At 39.4% G+C, this 18,241-nt stretch carries 19 protein-coding genes; 10 read left to right on the forward strand and 9 right to left on the reverse strand.

What is annotated here, in order from left to right; genetic code table 11:
- A partial coding sequence (gene sppA / locus KK060_RS03455) for a signal peptide peptidase SppA (RefSeq protein WP_254152178.1) occupies positions 1-1,373 on the reverse strand: 1,373 nt, incomplete at its 3' end.
- Positions 1,374-1,505: 132 nt separating this feature from the next.
- Here sppA and folK point away from each other — a divergent pair.
- On the forward strand, positions 1,506-2,003 hold the full coding sequence (folK, locus tag KK060_RS03460) for a 2-amino-4-hydroxy-6-hydroxymethyldihydropteridine diphosphokinase (protein WP_254152180.1): 498 nt from the start codon (positions 1,506-1,508) through the stop codon (positions 2,001-2,003).
- On the opposite strand, the gene fabD is transcribed toward folK, so the two are convergent.
- Positions 2,000-2,872 carry an ACP S-malonyltransferase gene (fabD, locus tag KK060_RS03465; RefSeq protein WP_254152182.1) on the reverse strand — a complete coding sequence of 291 codons (873 nt, stop codon included), beginning with the start codon at positions 2,870-2,872 and terminating at the stop codon, positions 2,000-2,002. The two genes, folK and fabD, sit on opposite strands and share 4 nt — an antisense overlap.
- Positions 2,873-2,977: 105 nt before the next feature.
- Entirely contained in the window at positions 2,978-5,905 is a 2,928-nt protein-coding gene (locus KK060_RS03470) for a T9SS type B sorting domain-containing protein (RefSeq protein ID WP_254152183.1), read from the reverse strand.
- 340 nt (positions 5,906-6,245) lie between these two features.
- Between KK060_RS03470 and KK060_RS03475 the strand changes: the two genes are divergently transcribed.
- The 4 genes from KK060_RS03475 to KK060_RS03490 are packed head-to-tail and all read left to right on the forward strand — an operon-like array spanning position 6,246 to position 9,474.
- Positions 6,246-6,404 carry a hypothetical protein gene (locus tag KK060_RS03475; RefSeq protein WP_254152185.1) on the forward strand — a complete coding sequence of 53 codons (159 nt, stop codon included), beginning with the start codon at positions 6,246-6,248 and terminating at the stop codon, positions 6,402-6,404.
- Positions 6,405-6,460: 56 nt separating this feature from the next.
- Positions 6,461-6,706, forward strand: coding sequence for a hypothetical protein (locus tag KK060_RS03480; RefSeq protein ID WP_254152187.1), 246 nt, complete (start codon positions 6,461-6,463; stop codon positions 6,704-6,706).
- Positions 6,707-6,749: 43 nt separating this feature from the next.
- Positions 6,750-8,441, forward strand: a complete 1,692-nt coding sequence (locus tag KK060_RS03485) for a 1-acyl-sn-glycerol-3-phosphate acyltransferase (RefSeq protein WP_254152188.1) — start codon at positions 6,750-6,752, stop codon at positions 8,439-8,441.
- Complete coding sequence (locus KK060_RS03490; protein ID WP_254152190.1) at positions 8,419-9,474, forward strand: NAD(P)H-dependent glycerol-3-phosphate dehydrogenase; 1,056 nt, start codon at positions 8,419-8,421, stop codon at positions 9,472-9,474. The genes KK060_RS03485 and KK060_RS03490 overlap by 23 nt, the downstream gene beginning before the upstream one ends.
- 35 nt (positions 9,475-9,509) lie before the next feature.
- Here the strand turns inward: KK060_RS03490 and KK060_RS03495 are convergent, their stop codons facing one another.
- From KK060_RS03495 to rsmA, 6 genes are all read right to left on the reverse strand, one after another.
- Complete coding sequence (locus KK060_RS03495; RefSeq protein WP_254152192.1) at positions 9,510-9,902, reverse strand: HIT family protein; 393 nt, start codon at positions 9,900-9,902, stop codon at positions 9,510-9,512.
- Between the two features lie 11 nt (positions 9,903-9,913).
- Positions 9,914-10,387, reverse strand: a complete 474-nt coding sequence (gene greA, locus KK060_RS03500; RefSeq protein ID WP_254152193.1) for a transcription elongation factor GreA — start codon at positions 10,385-10,387, stop codon at positions 9,914-9,916.
- 121 nt (positions 10,388-10,508) lie between these two features.
- A complete protein-coding gene (locus KK060_RS03505; RefSeq protein ID WP_254152195.1) occupies positions 10,509-11,354 on the reverse strand; it encodes a pentapeptide repeat-containing protein in 846 nt (281 codons plus the stop codon).
- Between the two features lie 37 nt (positions 11,355-11,391).
- Positions 11,392-12,330 (reverse strand): NAD(P)-dependent oxidoreductase, encoded by a 939-nt coding sequence (locus KK060_RS03510; RefSeq protein ID WP_254152196.1) that lies wholly within the window; start codon positions 12,328-12,330, stop codon positions 11,392-11,394.
- Positions 12,331-13,692, reverse strand: coding sequence for a magnesium transporter (gene mgtE / locus KK060_RS03515; protein WP_254152198.1), 1,362 nt, complete (start codon positions 13,690-13,692; stop codon positions 12,331-12,333).
- The gene (gene rsmA / locus KK060_RS03520) at positions 13,673-14,473 is read right to left on the reverse strand and encodes a 16S rRNA (adenine(1518)-N(6)/adenine(1519)-N(6))-dimethyltransferase RsmA (RefSeq protein ID WP_254152200.1); all 801 of its coding nucleotides are present in this window, start codon (positions 14,471-14,473) and stop codon (positions 13,673-13,675) included. Before rsmA ends, mgtE begins: the two co-directional genes overlap by 20 nt.
- A 124-nt stretch (positions 14,474-14,597) precedes the next feature.
- Between rsmA and pdxA the strand changes: the two genes are divergently transcribed.
- The 5 genes from pdxA to KK060_RS03545 all read left to right on the forward strand — a co-directional run bounded on the left by pdxA (position 14,598) and on the right by KK060_RS03545 (position 18,235).
- The gene (gene pdxA, locus KK060_RS03525) at positions 14,598-15,629 is read left to right on the forward strand and encodes a 4-hydroxythreonine-4-phosphate dehydrogenase PdxA (RefSeq protein ID WP_254152202.1); all 1,032 of its coding nucleotides are present in this window, start codon (positions 14,598-14,600) and stop codon (positions 15,627-15,629) included.
- Positions 15,630-15,720: 91 nt separating this feature from the next.
- Complete coding sequence (locus tag KK060_RS03530) at positions 15,721-16,107, forward strand: TerB family tellurite resistance protein (RefSeq protein ID WP_254152203.1); 387 nt, start codon at positions 15,721-15,723, stop codon at positions 16,105-16,107.
- Between the two features lie 212 nt (positions 16,108-16,319).
- Complete coding sequence (locus tag KK060_RS03535) at positions 16,320-16,847, forward strand: YceD family protein (RefSeq protein WP_254152204.1); 528 nt, start codon at positions 16,320-16,322, stop codon at positions 16,845-16,847.
- A 13-nt stretch (positions 16,848-16,860) separates the two neighbouring features.
- Positions 16,861-17,052: a 50S ribosomal protein L32 gene (gene rpmF / locus KK060_RS03540; RefSeq protein WP_254152206.1), complete on the forward strand. Its 192-nt coding sequence runs from the start codon at positions 16,861-16,863 to the stop codon at positions 17,050-17,052.
- 184 nt (positions 17,053-17,236) lie between these two features.
- On the forward strand, positions 17,237-18,235 hold the full coding sequence (locus KK060_RS03545) for a beta-ketoacyl-ACP synthase III (protein WP_254152208.1): 999 nt from the start codon (positions 17,237-17,239) through the stop codon (positions 18,233-18,235).
- Positions 18,236-18,241 lie beyond the last annotated feature (6 nt).

Genomic DNA, 18,241 nt, shown 5'->3' on the forward strand with positions numbered 1-18,241 from the left:
CAATAATTCTTTTCCGCATCCGTAAGCGGCCTGGTGAAGGTATACATTTCTCCGAACTCACCTGTCTTCACTTCATCGAATGTGATACCGATTTTATTTCCTAAGAAGCCACTGAGATCGAACATCATTCCAAAGATTCCGATAGAACCGGTAATGGTATGTGGTTGCGCTACTATGGTATCGCATCCCATTGCAATGTAGTAACCACCAGATGCTGCATAATCAGACATAGAAGCTATCACTGGTTTTTCCTTTTTAGCCAGTTGAATTTCTCTCCAGATCATATCGGAAGCCCTGAATTCACCTCCCGGTGAATTTACACGTAAAACGATTGCCTTTACGTCTTCGTCTTCTCTCGCCTTTCTTATCTCTTCTACAAATGTTTCACCTGCTATAACAACTTCAGAACCACTATTCTCTCCTGGAATTATTGTTCCCTCCGCCACAATAACAGCAACCTCGTTTTTAGTACTCTTATAGTTACTAAAGCTCTTTCTGTATTTACCGTACTTGACAAATTTGATATCCTTCGTTTCGCTTACACCCAGCTTTTGTTTCAATACCGCATCAAACTGGTCTTTGTAAAGCAATGAATCAATTAATCCTTGCTCCTGTGCAATCTTTGAATTGCGAATAACCATTTTATTGGAAATTTCACTAAGCTTTTCTACTGGGATATTTCGTGCTTCAGAAACTCTTTGTAAAATATGTCCATGAATTGAATTGATCAGTTCTGTTAATTGAAGCCGGTTTTCCGGACTCATCTTATCCAGCAGGAATGGTTCTACAGCACTTTTAAACTCGCCTACACGGAAGACTTCTGGTTTAATATCCAGCTTTTCAAATAACTTTTTGTAGAAGCCAACTTCAACGGTTAATCCATTAAACTCAACTTCACCTTCAGGATTCAAGTAGATCTTATCTGCCGCCGTTGCCAGGTAGTAAGCGTTTTCTGATAATACCGTTGAATATGCTATTACCCATTTTCCGCTCTTACGAAAATCTATGAGTGACTCTCGGATTTCTTCAATTGAAGAAAAGCCTGCAGCAGGGTAGCTGAGATCAAGATAAATACCTTTAATCTTATTATCTGTTTTAGCATGATCAATCACTTCTTTCAACTGAAGTACACCTATATTTTCAACATCGCCTCCCGGTACAGGCAATCCTGCGAACGGGTTTTCCTGCTGGAGTTCTGTTATCTGTGCGTCAAGTTTTAAATGAAGAATAGAGTTATCCTCTACAACTACTTCCTTTTCTGAAGAAAGACCTGCTATTATTGCAGAGAAAACAAAAACAGAGAGTATTGAGAATAGAATAAGCGCAACAAGTGCACCAAGACAAGATGAAAAGAAAGCCTTTCCAAAGCTCATAGAATTAAATTTAAAGTCCAAAAGTAAGTAATAGTCATGCGAATAAAAAAGTATGTTTACTGCAGTTTAAAAAGGTATTGTAACTACTTAAATCTCAGAGGCTACTGATCTAGCGCTGAAATCTTTAAAAAGATGGGAACCAACACAGGTGTTTATCTATCGCTTGGCACTAACCAGGGTAACAGAAAGGAAAATTTAAATAAGGCGCTTGCAAGGATAGCTCAAGACATTGGAAAAGTTACCAAGCTGTCATCAATTTATTCAACAAAACCCTGGGGTAAAAAGGATCAGGATGATTTTCTCAATCAAGTGATCCTAATCGAAACAACGTTTGATCCTACCAATCTCTTAGATAAGATTTTAAACATAGAAAGGGATCTTGGTCGAGTTCGGGAAGAAAAATGGGGGCCTAGGATTATTGATATCGACGTTCTTTTTTACGGCGATGTGGTCATCAACATACCAGAATTAACAATTCCGCATCCTGCAATTGCCGAAAGAAAATTTATACTAATTCCGCTGGATGAAATTTCACCTGAATATGTCCACCCCCTGTTAAATAAAAAAGTCAGAACACTACTTGACGAGTGTTCTGACCCTTTGGATGTGCAACTTGTTGAAATGCTTTAAATACTTAGCGCTTCAACTTCAGGTGATATCTTCTTTACAAGGCCTTGCAGTACTTTACCAGGACCACATTCAATAAAGGTCTTAGCCCCATCTTTGGTCATCTGTTGAACTGATTGAGTCCAACGAACAGGAGCAGTTAGCTGGTCAATCAAATTTTTTCTAATCGTACTTACGTCAGTAGAAGGCAATGCGTTTACATTTTGATAGACAGGACAAATTGGTGCGTGAAAGTTTGTAGTTTCAATTGCTTTTGCCAGTTCCTCTTTTGCTGGTTCCATTAGAGGTGAGTGGAATGCACCACCTACCTGTAAAGGTAAAGCACGTTTAGCACCTGCCGCCTTTAGTTTTTCACAAGCAACTTCAATCCCTTTTATAGAACCTGAGATCACTAACTGACCTGGACAATTATAATTTGCAGCAACAACGACTTCATCAATAGAGGCACAAATTTCTTCAACTATCTTATCATCCAGCCCTAAAATTGCTGCCATGATTGACGGGTTCTGTTCACAAGCCTTCTGCATGGCCATCGCTCTCTTATAAACCAATTCAAGTGCATCTTCAAATGCTAAAGTCTTATTTGCAACTAACGCAGAGAACTCGCCAAGAGAATGGCCCGCAACCATATCAGGAGAAAAACTTTGAGAAGTTTTAGCAAGTGCTACCGAATGAAGAAATATAGCGGGCTGGGTGACTTTTGTTTGTTTTAGTTCATCGGCCGAGCCGGTGAACATAATATCTGTAATTCGGAATCCAAGTATCTTATTTGCTTCTTCCAGGAGGTTCTTAGCGTCAATGTTGCTTTCATAAATATCTTTTGCCATCCCTGTGAATTGGGAGCCTTGTCCTGGAAAAATGTATGCTTTCATTTTCTGTACCTTTTTAATTAAGGTCACAAAAATATAAAAATTGTTGTATTCCGGAATCTGGAACACAGCAGCAATAATCCTTATATCCAGAGCTTATACAACAGGTTAAGGAGCTTCTCTTATCAAGTTTACCCAGCCTTTTATTACCTGATCTCTCTTCGCAGGGTTAGCAGTATCAAAAGTAACGTCAGCCACATAATAATAAACGCCACTTGCCAGTTCTCTTCCTTCTGAGCTTCTACCGTCCCAATCTATATAAATTGTTCTTTCTCCTCCTGACTCATAATTATAAACCTCCTTACCCCAGCGATTGTACACCCGGAATACAACTTTGCGAACAAAGCGTGCACACCTTGCCTTTGATTGGTCGGATGGATTACCACATGAACTTGCATTCTCCCCTACAATATCACGCTCGCTGTAGGCGCTAAACACATCGTTGCAAAAATCATTATTAGGAGTGAATACGTTAGGAAGTTCATAATAAGGGCAATTATCAAAACAGATTGCATCGCTTAACTCACCCTCGTTCCCTGATCTGTCTACAGCAGAAATTTTATAACAACCTGCGAATGAAGGAAGATTTTGATGAACATAAAAAGTATCTCTTACCTGAAGAAAATTTCCTGTTCTGTCTACCAACGGCACAAAGATGCCATTGCTGGTTGGCGAAACATAAACTCTGTAGAACGAAATATCATCATCACAATCCCCGGCAGGTCTGCTCCATTTAATCGTATTGCTAATTGAAATACTATTGTTACATGTTTCTAGTCGGCCTACATAATCATCACAATTCACTGGCTCATGTGCCAACGGTGTTGCTGGTTTACATGGCGGATTCTCGTCACCAGGACGGGTACAGATAATTTGCGAGAAGTTAAAAAACGGACCTTGCAAGTCAGGGTCTGTTGAACCGTATGAACCCACTGTTTCTACAACGTAGCAATAGGTAGTGCCTCTATCAAGCGGAACTCCATTATGCTGCCCCTCATCTGTATAAATTAGACCAGTAGTTAAAACATCTAATTCTGTAATCAGCTGAAGATCTCCGGGCAGGGTTGCGCCCTCCTCGCCTCTATAAATACGGTGCTTTAATCCTGGAACCTGGTTTGACCACGGAACATCAGCGCTCCATGTGAGTTGAATTCTATTTAACTGCGATTGTGCTTCCAACCTCACAGTTGATGCTACTGCTGATGTATCAACAAGCGCTCCATTGTTATCCCGAGCAAGAATACGGTAGTTATAAATTCTATTTTCTGTATTTATATTTTGGTCTATAAATGTTAACCCTGTTGTAGTTGCTACGGAAACAATATCGGCGTTTCCAGTAAAACCTTCTGCTCTGAAAACTTCATAAGTAAAGGGGCCTCCTGGCGCATCTTTAGGGGCTATCCATTTTACCTCAATCTTTCCGCTGGTGGTGCTTGTTTCTTGTACTGATACGTTTGTAATAACCGGAGCTGTAATTGGTACTTGGTCGAGACATACTTCAGAGGACACATAACTTTCTCCACCTTTCGGTTCAGGAAAGATTGCAACAAGCCGGTAGCAGTACTTTGCCCCTGGTGCTAATCCTTTTCCATTATTTGTATCTGTATAAGAGGTGACGGGATTATTGTTGGCATCTCTCATTTGAATTACGTCAACCAATGTATACCCGAGGTTTGGGGGCATGCCTGTTTGACAGGTGTCTGGCTCAAAAGGATTGCTATCCACCCTTCGCCAAATCTGCATGGATTCTGCGTTGTTACAAAAATAGTTATCCCATTGAAGCGCAGCGGATTGATTAGCTACTAGTCCTGCGTTTACCCATTGCGGTGGTGGGCCTACTACACGAATGAGCCACGTTTTAAAGGTTACAAGACTGGAACCGGTAGGAGATTTATCTGTAATCTTCAACACTACCTGATAAGGCTGGCTTTTTACATGCGCACAGGTAGTTTGCCAATGAAACTTCAGCTGTGCAGGTGGTAAAGAAGGTTGGAAAGTGGCAGGTTTAGGAGAATAAGTTGCTGCATTTTCTGTGAAATTAAATATCTCAGAAAAAGCTTCGATCCTCACATTATCGTTATCTGGATCTATTCCTAATATGGTTTCGTCAATGGTTGTTCCTGCTTCAACGCAAATATCTTCAGGCACAATAAGATCAGGACGCTCATTATCACAGTCCTCGATAATGATCTGCATGTCTCTTCTTACGAAACCTAGTTCCCTCCAACGGCCTTCAACAAACCTCCATTCTTTTATAATAAAAGCGATGTTATATTCTCCTGCAGCACCGGGGGCATCCCACGTAATCGTTCCATCAACAGGGTTGATATTAAATGTAGGGGCTCCGTTTTTCTGTTCGTTACCTGTATTAAAGTTTGAATAAAACTTTGGATTATTAGGATCTCGATAATTTACAACTGTTGTTTGGCGAGCGCGAAAAGGAATTACCATTTCATAGGAAAGACTATCGCCATCAAGATCATAGGCACCCGGGTTATGAAACCATGCTACGCCAGTACAGCCACGGTCAATAGGAGGCACCCCAAGTACAGGTGTATTTTCATTACAACCATAAAATGGATCAGTGATAATCTTTGTTTCGATATAAAACCTTGTATTTACTGAGCCATCCATATTAACAACCCCTGCATTGCGGTTGGGCTCGCTATAACTTATTATATAAGTTCCATTACCTCTATAGGTATATTCATAAGTAAAAGATGCAGTTGCAATACCTTCACCAAGATCAGGTCTTAATGTATTCTGTGTTTCAGGAACCAAAATACCTGGCCGACCATCTCTATCGGGGTCACCACCATCACCAAAGTCAAGGATATCATCTTCCCCTCCAAAAAGCACATTGGTATTTATGGTATTTGTAAAAACTGTAATAGTAATCCAAAACTTCAAACTATTACATGCATCTCGTCTGACTGTAATTTCGCCAGCTCGCAAGTGTGTGGCCTGGGCTGAATAAGCTGATATGAGCAATATCACCAGGGACAAGTATAGAATTCGGAGTAGACTAGGCTTCATTCGTAACTATTACGGAAAAAAGTTTATACCAAAACTTATTATTTATAGCGCTAACACTTAATTACAAAGTATGTAGACAAACCTTAAAATCGCACTTAAAGTAACGGTATCCTTCAATAAAATAGTCTTTTAAGCAGTAAAATCTTTTCGGTTTCGCCTGAGAATATATCAAGTAAATCCAAAAACGACCCCAAATTTTTAATAATAGTGCTCTTATACACTGTTCGACTTCCTGACAACTCGTGCAAATTAGTGTCAGAAACTAAAACAGCCCATTTTTTATCAATTTAATTTTTTCAATATCTTTCCGATCAGAATCCATCCAACACAGTCATTTTAAATGAAACCTGATCCTGTTGCAATGAAGAATGCCTTAAAAAAACGAGAGGCAGAACTTCAAAAGATCATAAAACAAATGAATCAGGATAAACTTGTCAGCAGCCCTGTGTATAAAAACCTGACACAAGAACTTGAAAAGGTAAAATCAAAGCTTACATAGACTAAAAATTAGGGCATTAGGAAAAACCTTAACATCTTAAGGGCACATTTAAAGTTATGCGGCTCGTAAAAGAGATTTCTAATCCGGATTGTAAAATCACAATTTTTGCTTGGAACAATAGGTACCTTATTAAACTGGAGCAGGGTTTTCTGGAACAAACCTTTAAAGTTGAGCAATGGGAGATCTCAGGAGATGAAGATCTGGATAGAATTATAGATGCGGAATTTGTTCAACAAGCCTTAATCAGATTTCAGGAAATGGGGCAGGCATTCTACGAAGCAAGAGAAAGATCGGGTTTATAACGTTTTTTCAGCATAACGAAATTATATTATTTTTGCCTCCCCGATGGAAGTAGCTGAAAAGAAAAATAAGAATAAGAGATACAAACCCATTCTTGATGGTATTCCAGATTGGCCTGTATATCAACTTAGTAAAAACAGGAAGGAATTTGTTGAGGAGGTAGCACAAAAGTCTTTTGAGCTTGTAAAGCAGGTGCGACCTACCACAAAACAGCTGCTTGATGAGCTTGAGGCTACTGTATATCGGGAGCAGCAACGCATGAAGCGTAATCGGTGGAGAGTAGACGCTGTTGATGAACCGCAATTTTGGATTAAAGTTAAGGAAGAACTTGTAGCGCTTACAAATAAAACATCAGAAGAAGCCCAGGTTAAAGCAGATGAAATTCTATATCGCATTATTCTGCGTTATGCTGATGAGATTGCCGGGAACTTTAAACCTAGTTCTTATAAGTTTACCCGAGAGCTCATTAAATTCTGGTTTGGTCGCTTATTAAATGGCGCCAGGGTTAAAAAATTCGGTGCCTTTTTCCGTAACCAATATACTTTAAGAGACAAGATTCACATTGTTGGAAAAGTTAAACAACTGAGAAAGCTTGCTAAGCAAGGGACTATCGTTATGGTGCCTACTCACTTTAGCAACCTTGACTCAATCCTTATCGGTTGGGTAATTCATTCTCTGGGTTTACCTGCGTTTATTTATGGTGCCGGTTTGAATCTTTTCAACATTAAGATCTTTGCTTACTTTATGAATAGCCTTGGCGCTTTTAAAGTAGACAGAAGAAAGAAGAATCTGCCTTACCTTGAAACACTGAAAACGTATTCAACGCTTGCTATTCAAAAAGGCGCACATACACTTTTCTTTCCGGGTGGCACGCGTTCAAGAAGCGGAGCAATAGAAAAACAATTAAAACTTGGTTTACTAAGCTCTACTATTGAAGCACAACGCAATGCTTACCTCGACAACCCTAATGGTGATGTAAGAAAGATATTTGTAGTGCCCGTAACACTTAACTATCACTTTGTTCTTGAGGCTCCTGATCTTATTGATGATTACTTGTCAGTAAAAGGACAGGATAAATACCTTCCTGAGCAAGACAAATACGGAAGCTGGCAGCTACTTCAGTTTCTTTTTAAATTCTTTACAAAAGGATCTAACATATCAGTATCCATAGGAAAGTGCCTGGACGTTCTAGGCAACTATGTTGATGAAGATGGAAATAGCCTGGATTCACACGGAAGAATTATAAACACAAAAGACTACTTCATAGCAAACCAGGAAGTATCAATTGATAAGCAAAGGGAAGATCAATACACGAGAATGCTGAGCCAGAAAATTGTTTCTGAGTATCACCGCATAAATCGTGTTTTTGCCAGTCACCTGGTTGCCTTCGTTGCATTCGAAATGTGGCAGCGTAAACATCCTAAGCTTGATCTGTTCGAGCTCCTTAGACTTCCTGAAGAAGATTTGGTCCTTCCCTATGAGGAATTTATTGATGTTTGTAAAAAAGTAAGGAAACAGATTTATCAGTTAAAAGAAGAGGGCAAAGTAAACCATGCTACCCATTTAAAAGGAAAGATGGATCTTGTTGTAAGACACGGCATGGAAAACGTTGGTATCTTTCACCTTAAGAGACCTTTACTTTTTAATAAAGAAGGCAATATAATAACACAAGATCTTAATCTTCTCTACTATTATCACAACAGGCTAGTTGGTTATGACCTCGAGAAGTTTATCTGACAAACCGGTGGCTGTTATTGGTGCTGGTAACTTCGGAAGTGCAGTAGCCAATCTCCTTGCTCCGCATACTAAAGTCTTACTTTATGCGCGGGATGAAAGCGTAATTGAGAAGATTAAACTGAATAGAGAAAACAGGGGTCATAAAATGCATGATAATATCACACCTGTCAGTGATCTTGCGTATGTTGCTAATAGCTGTGATATTCTTTTTCCCATTGTTCCCTCAGCCCACTTCAGATCCATGATGAAGAGGTTATCTCCCTACCTTCATCCCTACCATATTCTTATTCACGGCACAAAAGGTTTTGATATAACATTGCCTAAAGGCGAATCGGTAGATTCCATAAACGCACTTAGCAGAAGCCAGGTAAAGACAATGAGCGAGGTAATCAGGGAGGAGAGTGTTGCTATTCGGGTAGGATGCCTCGCCGGACCTAACCTTTCAAAGGAACTTGCCGCCGGGCAACCTGCAGCTACCGTTATTGCTAGCCAATTCAATGAAGTGATTGTCCTCGGGAAGAGATTATTAAGAAATAACCATTTTCAGGTTTATGGCAACAATGATTTGGTAGGTGTTGAATTAGCTGGTGTCTTAAAAAATATAATTGCCATTGCGGCCGGTGCCTTGAGCGGTATGGGATATGGCGAGAACGCAAAAGGCCTTTTAATAAGCAGAGGCATGGTAGAAATGATTTACCTGGGAAGATCTCTTGGAGGCAACACAAGGGCTTTCCTTGGAGTTGCTGGTGTGGGAGACCTTGTTACTACCTGTAACAGTTCTTTAAGCCGTAATTTCAACGTAGGGTATCGTCTAGCCCAGGGAGAATCACTGCCTAATATCCTTGAAAGCACAGACGAAATCGCCGAAGGTATAAACACCGTTAAAATAGCAAAGAAGTGTGCAGACTATTACCAGGTAAAGGCTCCTATAACAAATACACTATATAAAGTCCTGTTTGAAGATCTCACAATGAAACAGGCATTACAATATCTGATGCGTTATCCGCTTAATGTGGATATTGACTTCTTATAGAGCAACCTTAAACTAATTACGACCTAAGAATACAGCTAGAGAAATTTTCTGATTTTCTCAGCCGCTTGCACCAGCTCTTCTTTTGATGGATTTAATTTAGCGCGTGTAAAATTCAAATCGTCCATTACATTCATAGGCACAAGGTGCATGTGCGTGTGAGGCACTTCTAGCCCTATTACGGCAACTCCAACCCGTTTACACGGTATAGCTTTCTTTATAGCCAGGGCAACTTTTTTAGCAAACACATTTAATCCCGCAAGTGTTTCATCATCTATGTCGAAGATAAAATCAACTTCTTTTTTTGGAACTACCAAAGTATGCCCGACAACCAATGGATTAATATCAAGAAAAGCTATATAACGCTCATCCTCCAAAATAATGTGAGCGGGGATCTCCTTATTAATAATCCGGGTGAAAATACTAGCCATAGCTCTTGTTATTAAGCACCTATGTTAACAACCTCAAACTCCATCTCTCCTGCCGGAGTTTTAATCTTCGCTACCTCACCTTTCTTCTTTCCTAGTAGCCCTTTACCAATGGGAGACATTGTTGAAATTTTCCCTGCTTTAAGATCAGCTTCTTCTTCAGATACTAAAGTATACGTTACTGACGCGCCATTCTTCTTGTTCTTAATCGTAACCTTAGAAAGAATAGACACTTTAGATGTGTCAATATTATTTTCATCTAGCAATCTTGCATTGCTCACAAGATCCTCTAATTGTGCAATCTTTGCTTCGAGCAACCCCTGCGCATCTTTCGCGGCATCATATTCAGCATTCTCACTTAAATCCCCCTTATCGCGCGCTTCGGCAATTTGTCTGGCAATATCAGCACGTCCTTTTGTTTTTAACTCGCTCAGTTCAGACCTCAGTTTTTCTAGACCATCTTTGGTGTAGTATGATATTTTGCTCATGACATTATTGTTCTAAAAATGAAATAATCTATCGCTTGACACAAAAAAAGCAACAACGGTCCCATTTGAGTGAGACCGTTGTTGTACCACAAAGGTAATACTTTATTTTAAAAGCAAAAAATTATGTGCCTACTAACTCCGGCAGGTTGGTTTTAATCTGCTGGAGAATATCATCGTCGAACTTGGCCAGATAAAGTGTTTTCACTTTCGAAAGTTGTTCTACTGTAAGACCTTTTGCTCCTCGCAAATCCGCCTTGTATAAACTGGCGTTTTCGAAATCTGCACCCATTACATAGCAGTTCTGAAGATTGGCCTCCATAAGAAAAGCATTATTAAAATTGGCTTTGATAAGAAACGCATTTTCAAATTGTGCCTTAATTAAAAACGCATCTTTGAAATTTGCGCCACTCGCATAAGCACTTTTTAAATTCGCTTGATTAAGATTCGAGTTCTCAAAATTCGTTTGATTCAATCGTGCATTTTCCAAGTCAGCTTCAATAAGGGTAGATTGAGAAACATTAGCAGAGTTAAGATTAGACCCGCCAAGATGCACGTAGTTAAGATTGGTTCGGGGCAGGTAACAATTGACAAGATTTATTTCATGGATCTTATGCCGGTTTAAACGTTTAATATTACCTACTGTACGAAAGGCCGCTTCCTCTGATTCCCACAAGCGAAAGTCATCAATTTCATCTTTATAGGTTCTAATACGTTGCCTGGTCTCACCATTCTGATTGAGCCAGAATATAAGAATACCAATAACAGCAATATCGAATATCATTCCATGTGCCTCAGCTAACACCTGCTGAATAAAAGTATCGAAATCACTTATATAGTACGGAAGACTTAATCCAATAACAATGATCGCAACACACACCAAAACAATGGTTGATGTGAGTAAAGGTTTTTCTATTACTGAATTAAAAAATTCAGTTAACTGCTTTATTCGCTTTTGTAAAAAACTCATGAAATAACCTTAATTGCTGACGCTTAAGTAGAATTACCTATAACTGAAGCGCATTAATTTGATCTACCAAAGCTACGTTTATTTTTTCGTGCGACTCGTATGTCCAGCCTGCAATATGAGGGGTTAATATTACATTGCTTCTTTTCTTTAAATCGTCAAATGCATTTTGTTGCTCTGCAGAAAGTTTTTGTATCTTCTCATTTTCTAAAACATCCAGCGCTGCGCCCCTTACTTTTCCGATATTCATTGCCTCTGCAAGATCTGCCAATGGCACAATTTCTCCTCTTGCCGTATTTAACAAGACGATATTCTTTTTAAAGCGCTTTAAATATTTAAGATCTACAAGTTTTCTTGTTTCAGATGTTAATGGAATATGTAAGGTGAGAATGTCCGTCTCGTCAAATATTACATCCATTGTAGCTTCATAACAGGTAGGGGTACTAAATCCGTTTTTATATTTATCATAGGCTAAAATCTTACATCCAAAACCTGAAATACGTTGTGCAAAGGCTCTCCCCATATTACCATAGCCGATAATAGAGATGGTCTTACCCATTATCTCCTCACCTCTGTTGCCTTCTCTGTCCCAGATAACATTGCGTACTTCTGTGTTTGCCTTTGGAATATTTCGGAGCAAGCTCAATAGTAACCCAACAGTGAACTCGCCAACTGCATCTCTATTTCCCTCAGCCGCATGGAGAACAGCAATATTTTTACTCTTCAAATATTCTAGATCCAGATTGTCAAGCCCTGCTCCCGCCCTGCCGATATAACGCACTGTTGGATTCTCTCCTAGCAGGTCTTTATCTACGTTAGTTTTGCTTCTGATTATCAATCCATCATACCCTGCAGCTAGTTGCCTTATTTCATCTCTGGTAATATCAGGCTTGTAGTCATAGGTCCAACCAATGCTATCAAGCATAGGCATAAGACTATGATGCATTGAATCAACAATCAAACATTTTCTCTGAGTCATCTATATTAAAAGTATATGAACGATAAAAAAATAAATAGTTAACCCCAACAGATCATTAATAGTTGTGATAAAAGGGCCGGCAGCCAAAGCAGGATTGAAACCAAAACGATTAAGAACAATAGGGGTTATGGTACCAATAAAAGATGCAAATACAACAACACTAAACAATGCTACAGATACCACCAACGACAACCTATATTCTCCAAACAAAACAATGTTGGCCCCCATTACTAATCCGGAAAGGAATAATCCATTAAGGATGGCTACAAAAAAAACTTTGATAAGCCTTGCCCACAACCCTTCTTCAACATAACCAGGATTAGCGAGACTTTGAACTACCAAAGATGATGATTGAATGCCAACATTTCCTCCTGTTGCCTGAATAAGCGGTGTAAAAAATGCAATAGCTGTGATTCTTGCGAGTTCCTCTTCGAACAAGCCCATAAACTTTGCATTCATTAACCCTCCAACTATGCCTATCAAAAGCCCGGGCAAGCGCGCCCGCGTATTTCTCCATACACTGTCATCAACTTCGACTGATTCACTGATACCCGCCATCAGTTGGCGCTCTTCCTCTGCCTGCTCAGTAATTACGTCTACAATATCATCTATGGTAATTCTACCCACGAGTTGCTCCTGAACATTCACTACAGGAACGGACTCCAGGTCGTACTTCTTCATTACCTCTGCAACCTCTATGCTTTCCTGGTAAGTCTGAATGGATATGATATCTTTATCACAAATATCTCCTACAATAGTACGCGCATCTGAAATTATGAGATCCTGTAACGCTACCCTGCCTATCAATTTATCATGATCGTCAACTACATAAACAGCATAGAATTTAGATACTGTTTCTGCCTGCTTTCTTATCTCTTCAATACATTGCACTACTGACCAATGCACTCGGGCCTTGATCAACTCCTTCGCCATTAACCCACCCGCTACATTGTCTTCGTATCTCAGCAGCTCAGTTACCTGCACCTTTAACTCCAGATCAAGGTTGGACAATACTTGTTCACGATTCTTTACAGGAAGCTCATGTAAAATATCTGCAACATCATCCGACGCGAGATGATTCAAAAAGTATACAATTTCCTTTACCTCATAAATTCTTAGAAATTTCTTTCGGGTGTCAGAATCAAGATCATTGATAATACCCGCCTGTATATCGATGGGAAGAAGGTCAAGAACATATTTAGATTCTTCTGCACTGAATTCGTAAAGCAAAGCTGTAATATCAGCTGGCTTAATATCTGTTAGAGTCTTTAAGATAAATGCCGTGTCGCGTGTATCAAGCGCTTCCTGAAAGCGATTTCTAAACTCCTTTGTTAACTCAAATTCAATTATTGGTTCCTGCACGACTGTCTTCTATTATCTTGGTAAGCGAAATAAAATCCGCGACTGAAAGCTGTTCTGCACGCTTATCTAACAAAGCCAATGCCGATACGTCAGCTTCCAAATTTAGATTTTTTAAAGCGTTGCGCAAGGTCTTTCTTCTGTTATTGAACCCCTGTTTAACCACCTGAACAAAGAGTCTTTCATCGCATGGAAGCGATTTCAATGTATTCCTTCTTAAACGAATCACGGCAGACATCACCTTCGGAGGAGGATTAAAAACCCCGGGTGGTACTTTAAAACAGGAGTCAATATCATAATAAGCCTGAAGAAGTACACTCAATATACCGTACGTTTTACTTCCATGTGGCGAAGCAATTCTATCCGCTACTTCTTTTTGAAGCATACACACAACCTGGTTAATAGTGTTTTTGTGCTCAAGTATAGAGAAGAAAATCTGGGAAGAAATGTTGTATGGAAAGTTGCCAATAATGGCATATGTGCCAGCATAAATTGTACTCAGATCAAGCTGAAGAAAGTCTCCTTCTATAATATCCGACTGAAGAAGGGAAAAGTTATTCTTTAAATATTCAACTGATTCCTTATCTATTTCTACAACCTTAAGTTCAATATCTTTAATTAGCAGAAGGTATTGGGTGAGCACTCCCATTCCCGGCCCTATCTCTAACACGCGTTTATTGTCGTCGAATATTAGGGCATCCACAATTTTTCGTGCAATATTCTGATCTTTAAGAAAGTGTTGACCGAGATATTTCTTCGGCCTGACTTTGTCATTTCTCTCCATAATATGGTCAAAGGTATAAAATGAAGCATACTATTCCTTCTGTGCAAATCTGTTGAGTATTATAAAAGAATGAAATCAATTGAACATCAAATATTTTTGTTAATTCGCAGAATAAACATTATCAATGACTACTTCTGCTAAGATGCACGAACGAGCAAAAATCGGTATAACAATAGGTGACATTAATGGAATTGGGCCCGAAACCATTATTAAGGCCCTGGCTGACCATCGTATCCTTTCTATGATAACACCGGTTATTTATGGTTCAGGTAAAGTACTTGCCTTTTATAAAAAACAGCTCAGCGTTGATGATTTCAATTATACACAGGTAAAGAATCGAGGACAATACGCGCACAAAGCAATTAATGTTGTTAATGCATGGGAAGACAATTTGGAAATCGTGCCAGGCAAGCCTTCTCAAGAAGCTGGTAAGGCCGCCCTTGCATCTATTAAACTAGCCTGTGAAGATCTCAAAGAAGGTGTAATTGATGCGCTTGTAACAGCTCCTGTAGACAAGCATACAATCCATAGTCCTGAATTTCCATTTAAAGGCCACACCGAGTACATCACGCAATTCTTTGATGCCTCAGACAGCTTAATGTTTATGGTTGCTGACTCATTGCGTATAGGCTTGGTGACAGAACATGTAGCATTAAAAGATGTGGCTGGGCTTATTACTAAAGAAAAAATAGAAAGTAAGCTGCGAATCATGGAGCAGTCGCTTCGTAAAGATTTTGGAATCGTAAAGCCTAAGATAGCTATCCTTGGTTTAAATCCGCATGCTGGCGATAACGGCTTAATAGGAACGGAAGAAGAATCTGTTATAAAAGCGGTAGTACAGGAACAACGTAGTAAAGGTAAATTAGTATATGGGCCTCAACCGCCCGATGGCTTTTTCGGTGCTGGCCAATATGCAAAGTTCGATGGAATCCTTGCTATGTATCATGACCAGGGACTAATACCTTTTAAGACGCTTGCTTTTGAAAATGGCGTGAACTATACAGCAGGTTTACCTGTCATACGCACCTCCCCTGATCATGGAACAGCCTATAATATAGCAGGCAAAAACATGGCTAATGAGCTATCCATGCGCGAGGCGATTTTCCTTGCTTCTTCCATTTTTAAACATAGAGCTGAGCAGCCCGCAGAAAAATAACTAGCCTAGATATTGGAAAACAACGTTTTAACCCTTAATATGTGTTCGAATAACTGAATATTAACAATTTTACTCTCAAGTAATAGTTGAAATGGATATTGTTACCAAGAAGCAATTAAATATACTCATTCAACTCGCGGAAGCAGACAAGCACTTTGCGAAAACTGAGCGCGATATGATTTTTAAGATTGCGAAAGATCGCAACTTTCCGGAAGAATCTGTAAATGATCTCATCCGCAATCCCGAACCTATCGACTCTTTAGGAGCCCTTTCTAATGACCAGAAGTTTGAGTACCTCATGTCAAGTATAGAATTGATCCATGCGGACCAGAACGTCTTTGAAAGTGAACTGCTGTTCTGTAAAAATATAGCCATAAAGCTCGGGTTCAGGAAAAACGTCATCGAATACATTATGGATAACATCGATAAGAAGACACGAGATGAGCTTAAAGTTATAGCACTAAGAGAATATCTATAACAGTTGCTATCTGAAACAGTGTCGAATTTTACTTCAACATAGTTGTTCGTTCTTCGCTGTCAGTTTGCTCAAGCCTTATAGCCTCCCATACCGTTTGCCATCATTAGGGCGAAAGCCGTCATTCTGGTCCGTTTAATAAGCTTCATATAACTTTGACCTTTCAAGATATTATTCTAAATTTGCCGACTTATTTAAAAATGCTGGGTTGAGCCATGGGAGTGAAAGCATATAGCGTGAATATAATTGGCCTGAGCAACAAAGAACATCATTTTAATTATGAGATCAAGAATGATTTCTTTGAGCAGTACGGCAAAGGTTTGGTAGAAGGTGGTAATTTTACTGCTGATGTAATGCTGAACAAACATGAAACCTTTATAGAAGCAGATTTTAAAATAAAGGGAGAGGCAAATCTCATTTGTGATCGCAGTTTGGATCCTTTTACTTATCCAGTTGGAGTGCGGAAGAAGATCGTCTTCAAATACGGGGACTCAGACGAAGAAATAAGTGATGAAATCATAATGATTGCTCGTGATAAAGACAGCCTCGATCTAGGACAATATATGTATGAGTTCATTGGACTTGAAATTCCAATGAAAAAACTTCATCCGCGATATGCGAATGAAGGCGAAGATGAAAACTCAGAAGGCAAATTGATTTATTCCTCCGGAGAATCATCTTATAATCCTGAAAGTGATGAAGATATTGATCCTCGTTGGGAGAAATTAAAAAAATTAAAATAAACTGTTGTAGACTATGCCAAATCCGAAACGAAAAACCTCGAAAACCCGGAGAGACAAAAGAAGAACCCACTATAAGGCTTTTGCTAAGGAATTAGCTATTGACCAGACTACCGGAGAACACCACCTGCCTCACCGTGCGTATTGGCATGAAGGTAAACTTTACTTCAAAGGTAAAGTATTGATGGAAAAAGAAGTACTTGCCTAAATCAGGTAATGGTTCTGTTCCATTGTTACAGAGAAATGTATAACAACTGCCTAAAAAGCAGTAATGAGGATAAACATATCCTGTTTATTTCATAACATTTTAAAAATAAAAAGTTGCTCGATGCCTGTCGTCGAGCATTTTTCATTTATAGGTAAGTTATAAAAACCATTAGTGAATTAACCGAATGAACAAAATAAGAGCTGCCATTACTGGTGTAGGAGGCTATGTTCCTGACTACATTTTAACCAATCAGGAACTAGAACGCATGGTTGAGACAAGTGATGAGTGGATTACCTCGAGAACAGGTATTAAAGAAAGAAGAATTCTTAAAGGCGAAAACCAAGGCGTATCTGTATTAGGTATTGCAGCTGTTAAGGACCTTCTTGCAAAAACTAACACTGACCCTAAGGAAATTGATTTAGTATTGTTTGCTACAGTAACAGCGGATATGACATTTCCCGCAACTGCAAACATTGTGGCAACCAGTGTTGGGGCAATAAATGCTTTTAGTTATGACATGGGTGCCGCTTGCTCCGGATTTATCTACGCGCTCACCACGGGTGCTATGTATATCGAATCAGGCAGGTATAAAAAAGTTGTTGTTATTGGTGGAGATAAAATGTCGTCAATCATCAACTATAAAGACAGAACCACGTGCATTATATTCGGCGATGGAGCAGGTGCCGTTTTGCTGGAACCTACAACTGAAGATGTGGGAATTATTGACTCACTTCACCGAAGTGACGGTGTTGGTGAACAATACCTCAAGATGCCTGCCGGCGGAAGCCGTATGCCGGCATCTCATAGTTCTGTTGATAACAAACAGCATTATGTATTCCAGGAGGGATCAGCAGTTTTCAAGTTTGCTGTTACCAATATGGCTGACATCTCTGCGAAAATCATGGAAAGAAACAACCTAAAAGGTGAAGATATCACCTGGTTAGCTCCGCACCAGGCAAATAAAAGAATTATAGATGCCACAGCTGATCGTATGGGCATTACTGAAGAGAAAGTAATGATGAACATAGAGAAATACGGAAATACAACTGCTGGCACAATACCCCTGTTGCTTTGGGATTACGAGAAGAAATTGAAGAAAGGCGACAACATTATCATGGCTGCCTTCGGCGGAGGCTTTACATGGGGCTCTGTATATCTTAAGTGGGCTTATAATTCAAATTAAGCCTTT

Source organism: Chryseosolibacter indicum (assembly GCF_018598585.1).
In the GTDB taxonomy this organism is placed as follows: Bacteria; Bacteroidota; Bacteroidia; order Cytophagales; family Cyclobacteriaceae; genus Chryseosolibacter; species Chryseosolibacter indicus.

What these genes read in the sequence shown, in the direction of transcription:
- KK060_RS03490 (WP_254152190.1), top strand. Translation starts at nt 8,419, where the DNA reads ATGACCTCGAGAAGTTTATCTGACAAACCGGTGGCTGTTATTGGTGCT.
- rpmF (WP_254152206.1), top strand. Translation starts at nt 16,861, where the DNA reads ATGCCAAATCCGAAACGAAAAACCTCGAAAACCCGGAGAGACAAAAGA.
- KK060_RS03505 (WP_254152195.1), bottom strand. Translation starts at nt 11,354, where the DNA reads ATGAGTTTTTTACAAAAGCGAATAAAGCAGTTAACTGAATTTTTTAAT.
- rsmA (WP_254152200.1), bottom strand. Translation starts at nt 14,473, where the DNA reads ATGGAGAGAAATGACAAAGTCAGGCCGAAGAAATATCTCGGTCAACAC.
- KK060_RS03480 (WP_254152187.1), top strand. Translation starts at nt 6,461, where the DNA reads ATGCGGCTCGTAAAAGAGATTTCTAATCCGGATTGTAAAATCACAATT.
- KK060_RS03535 (WP_254152204.1), top strand. Translation starts at nt 16,320, where the DNA reads ATGGGAGTGAAAGCATATAGCGTGAATATAATTGGCCTGAGCAACAAA.
- fabD (WP_254152182.1), bottom strand. Translation starts at nt 2,872, where the DNA reads ATGAAAGCATACATTTTTCCAGGACAAGGCTCCCAATTCACAGGGATG.
- KK060_RS03470 (WP_254152183.1), bottom strand. Translation starts at nt 5,905, where the DNA reads ATGAAGCCTAGTCTACTCCGAATTCTATACTTGTCCCTGGTGATATTG.
- KK060_RS03495 (WP_254152192.1), bottom strand. Translation starts at nt 9,902, where the DNA reads ATGGCTAGTATTTTCACCCGGATTATTAATAAGGAGATCCCCGCTCAC.
- greA (WP_254152193.1), bottom strand. Translation starts at nt 10,387, where the DNA reads ATGAGCAAAATATCATACTACACCAAAGATGGTCTAGAAAAACTGAGG.
- folK (WP_254152180.1), top strand. Translation starts at nt 1,506, where the DNA reads ATGGGAACCAACACAGGTGTTTATCTATCGCTTGGCACTAACCAGGGT.
- KK060_RS03475 (WP_254152185.1), top strand. Translation starts at nt 6,246, where the DNA reads ATGAAACCTGATCCTGTTGCAATGAAGAATGCCTTAAAAAAACGAGAG.
- KK060_RS03510 (WP_254152196.1), bottom strand. Translation starts at nt 12,330, where the DNA reads ATGACTCAGAGAAAATGTTTGATTGTTGATTCAATGCATCATAGTCTT.
- pdxA (WP_254152202.1), top strand. Translation starts at nt 14,598, where the DNA reads ATGACTACTTCTGCTAAGATGCACGAACGAGCAAAAATCGGTATAACA.
- KK060_RS03530 (WP_254152203.1), top strand. Translation starts at nt 15,721, where the DNA reads ATGGATATTGTTACCAAGAAGCAATTAAATATACTCATTCAACTCGCG.
- KK060_RS03485 (WP_254152188.1), top strand. Translation starts at nt 6,750, where the DNA reads ATGGAAGTAGCTGAAAAGAAAAATAAGAATAAGAGATACAAACCCATT.
- KK060_RS03545 (WP_254152208.1), top strand. Translation starts at nt 17,237, where the DNA reads ATGAACAAAATAAGAGCTGCCATTACTGGTGTAGGAGGCTATGTTCCT.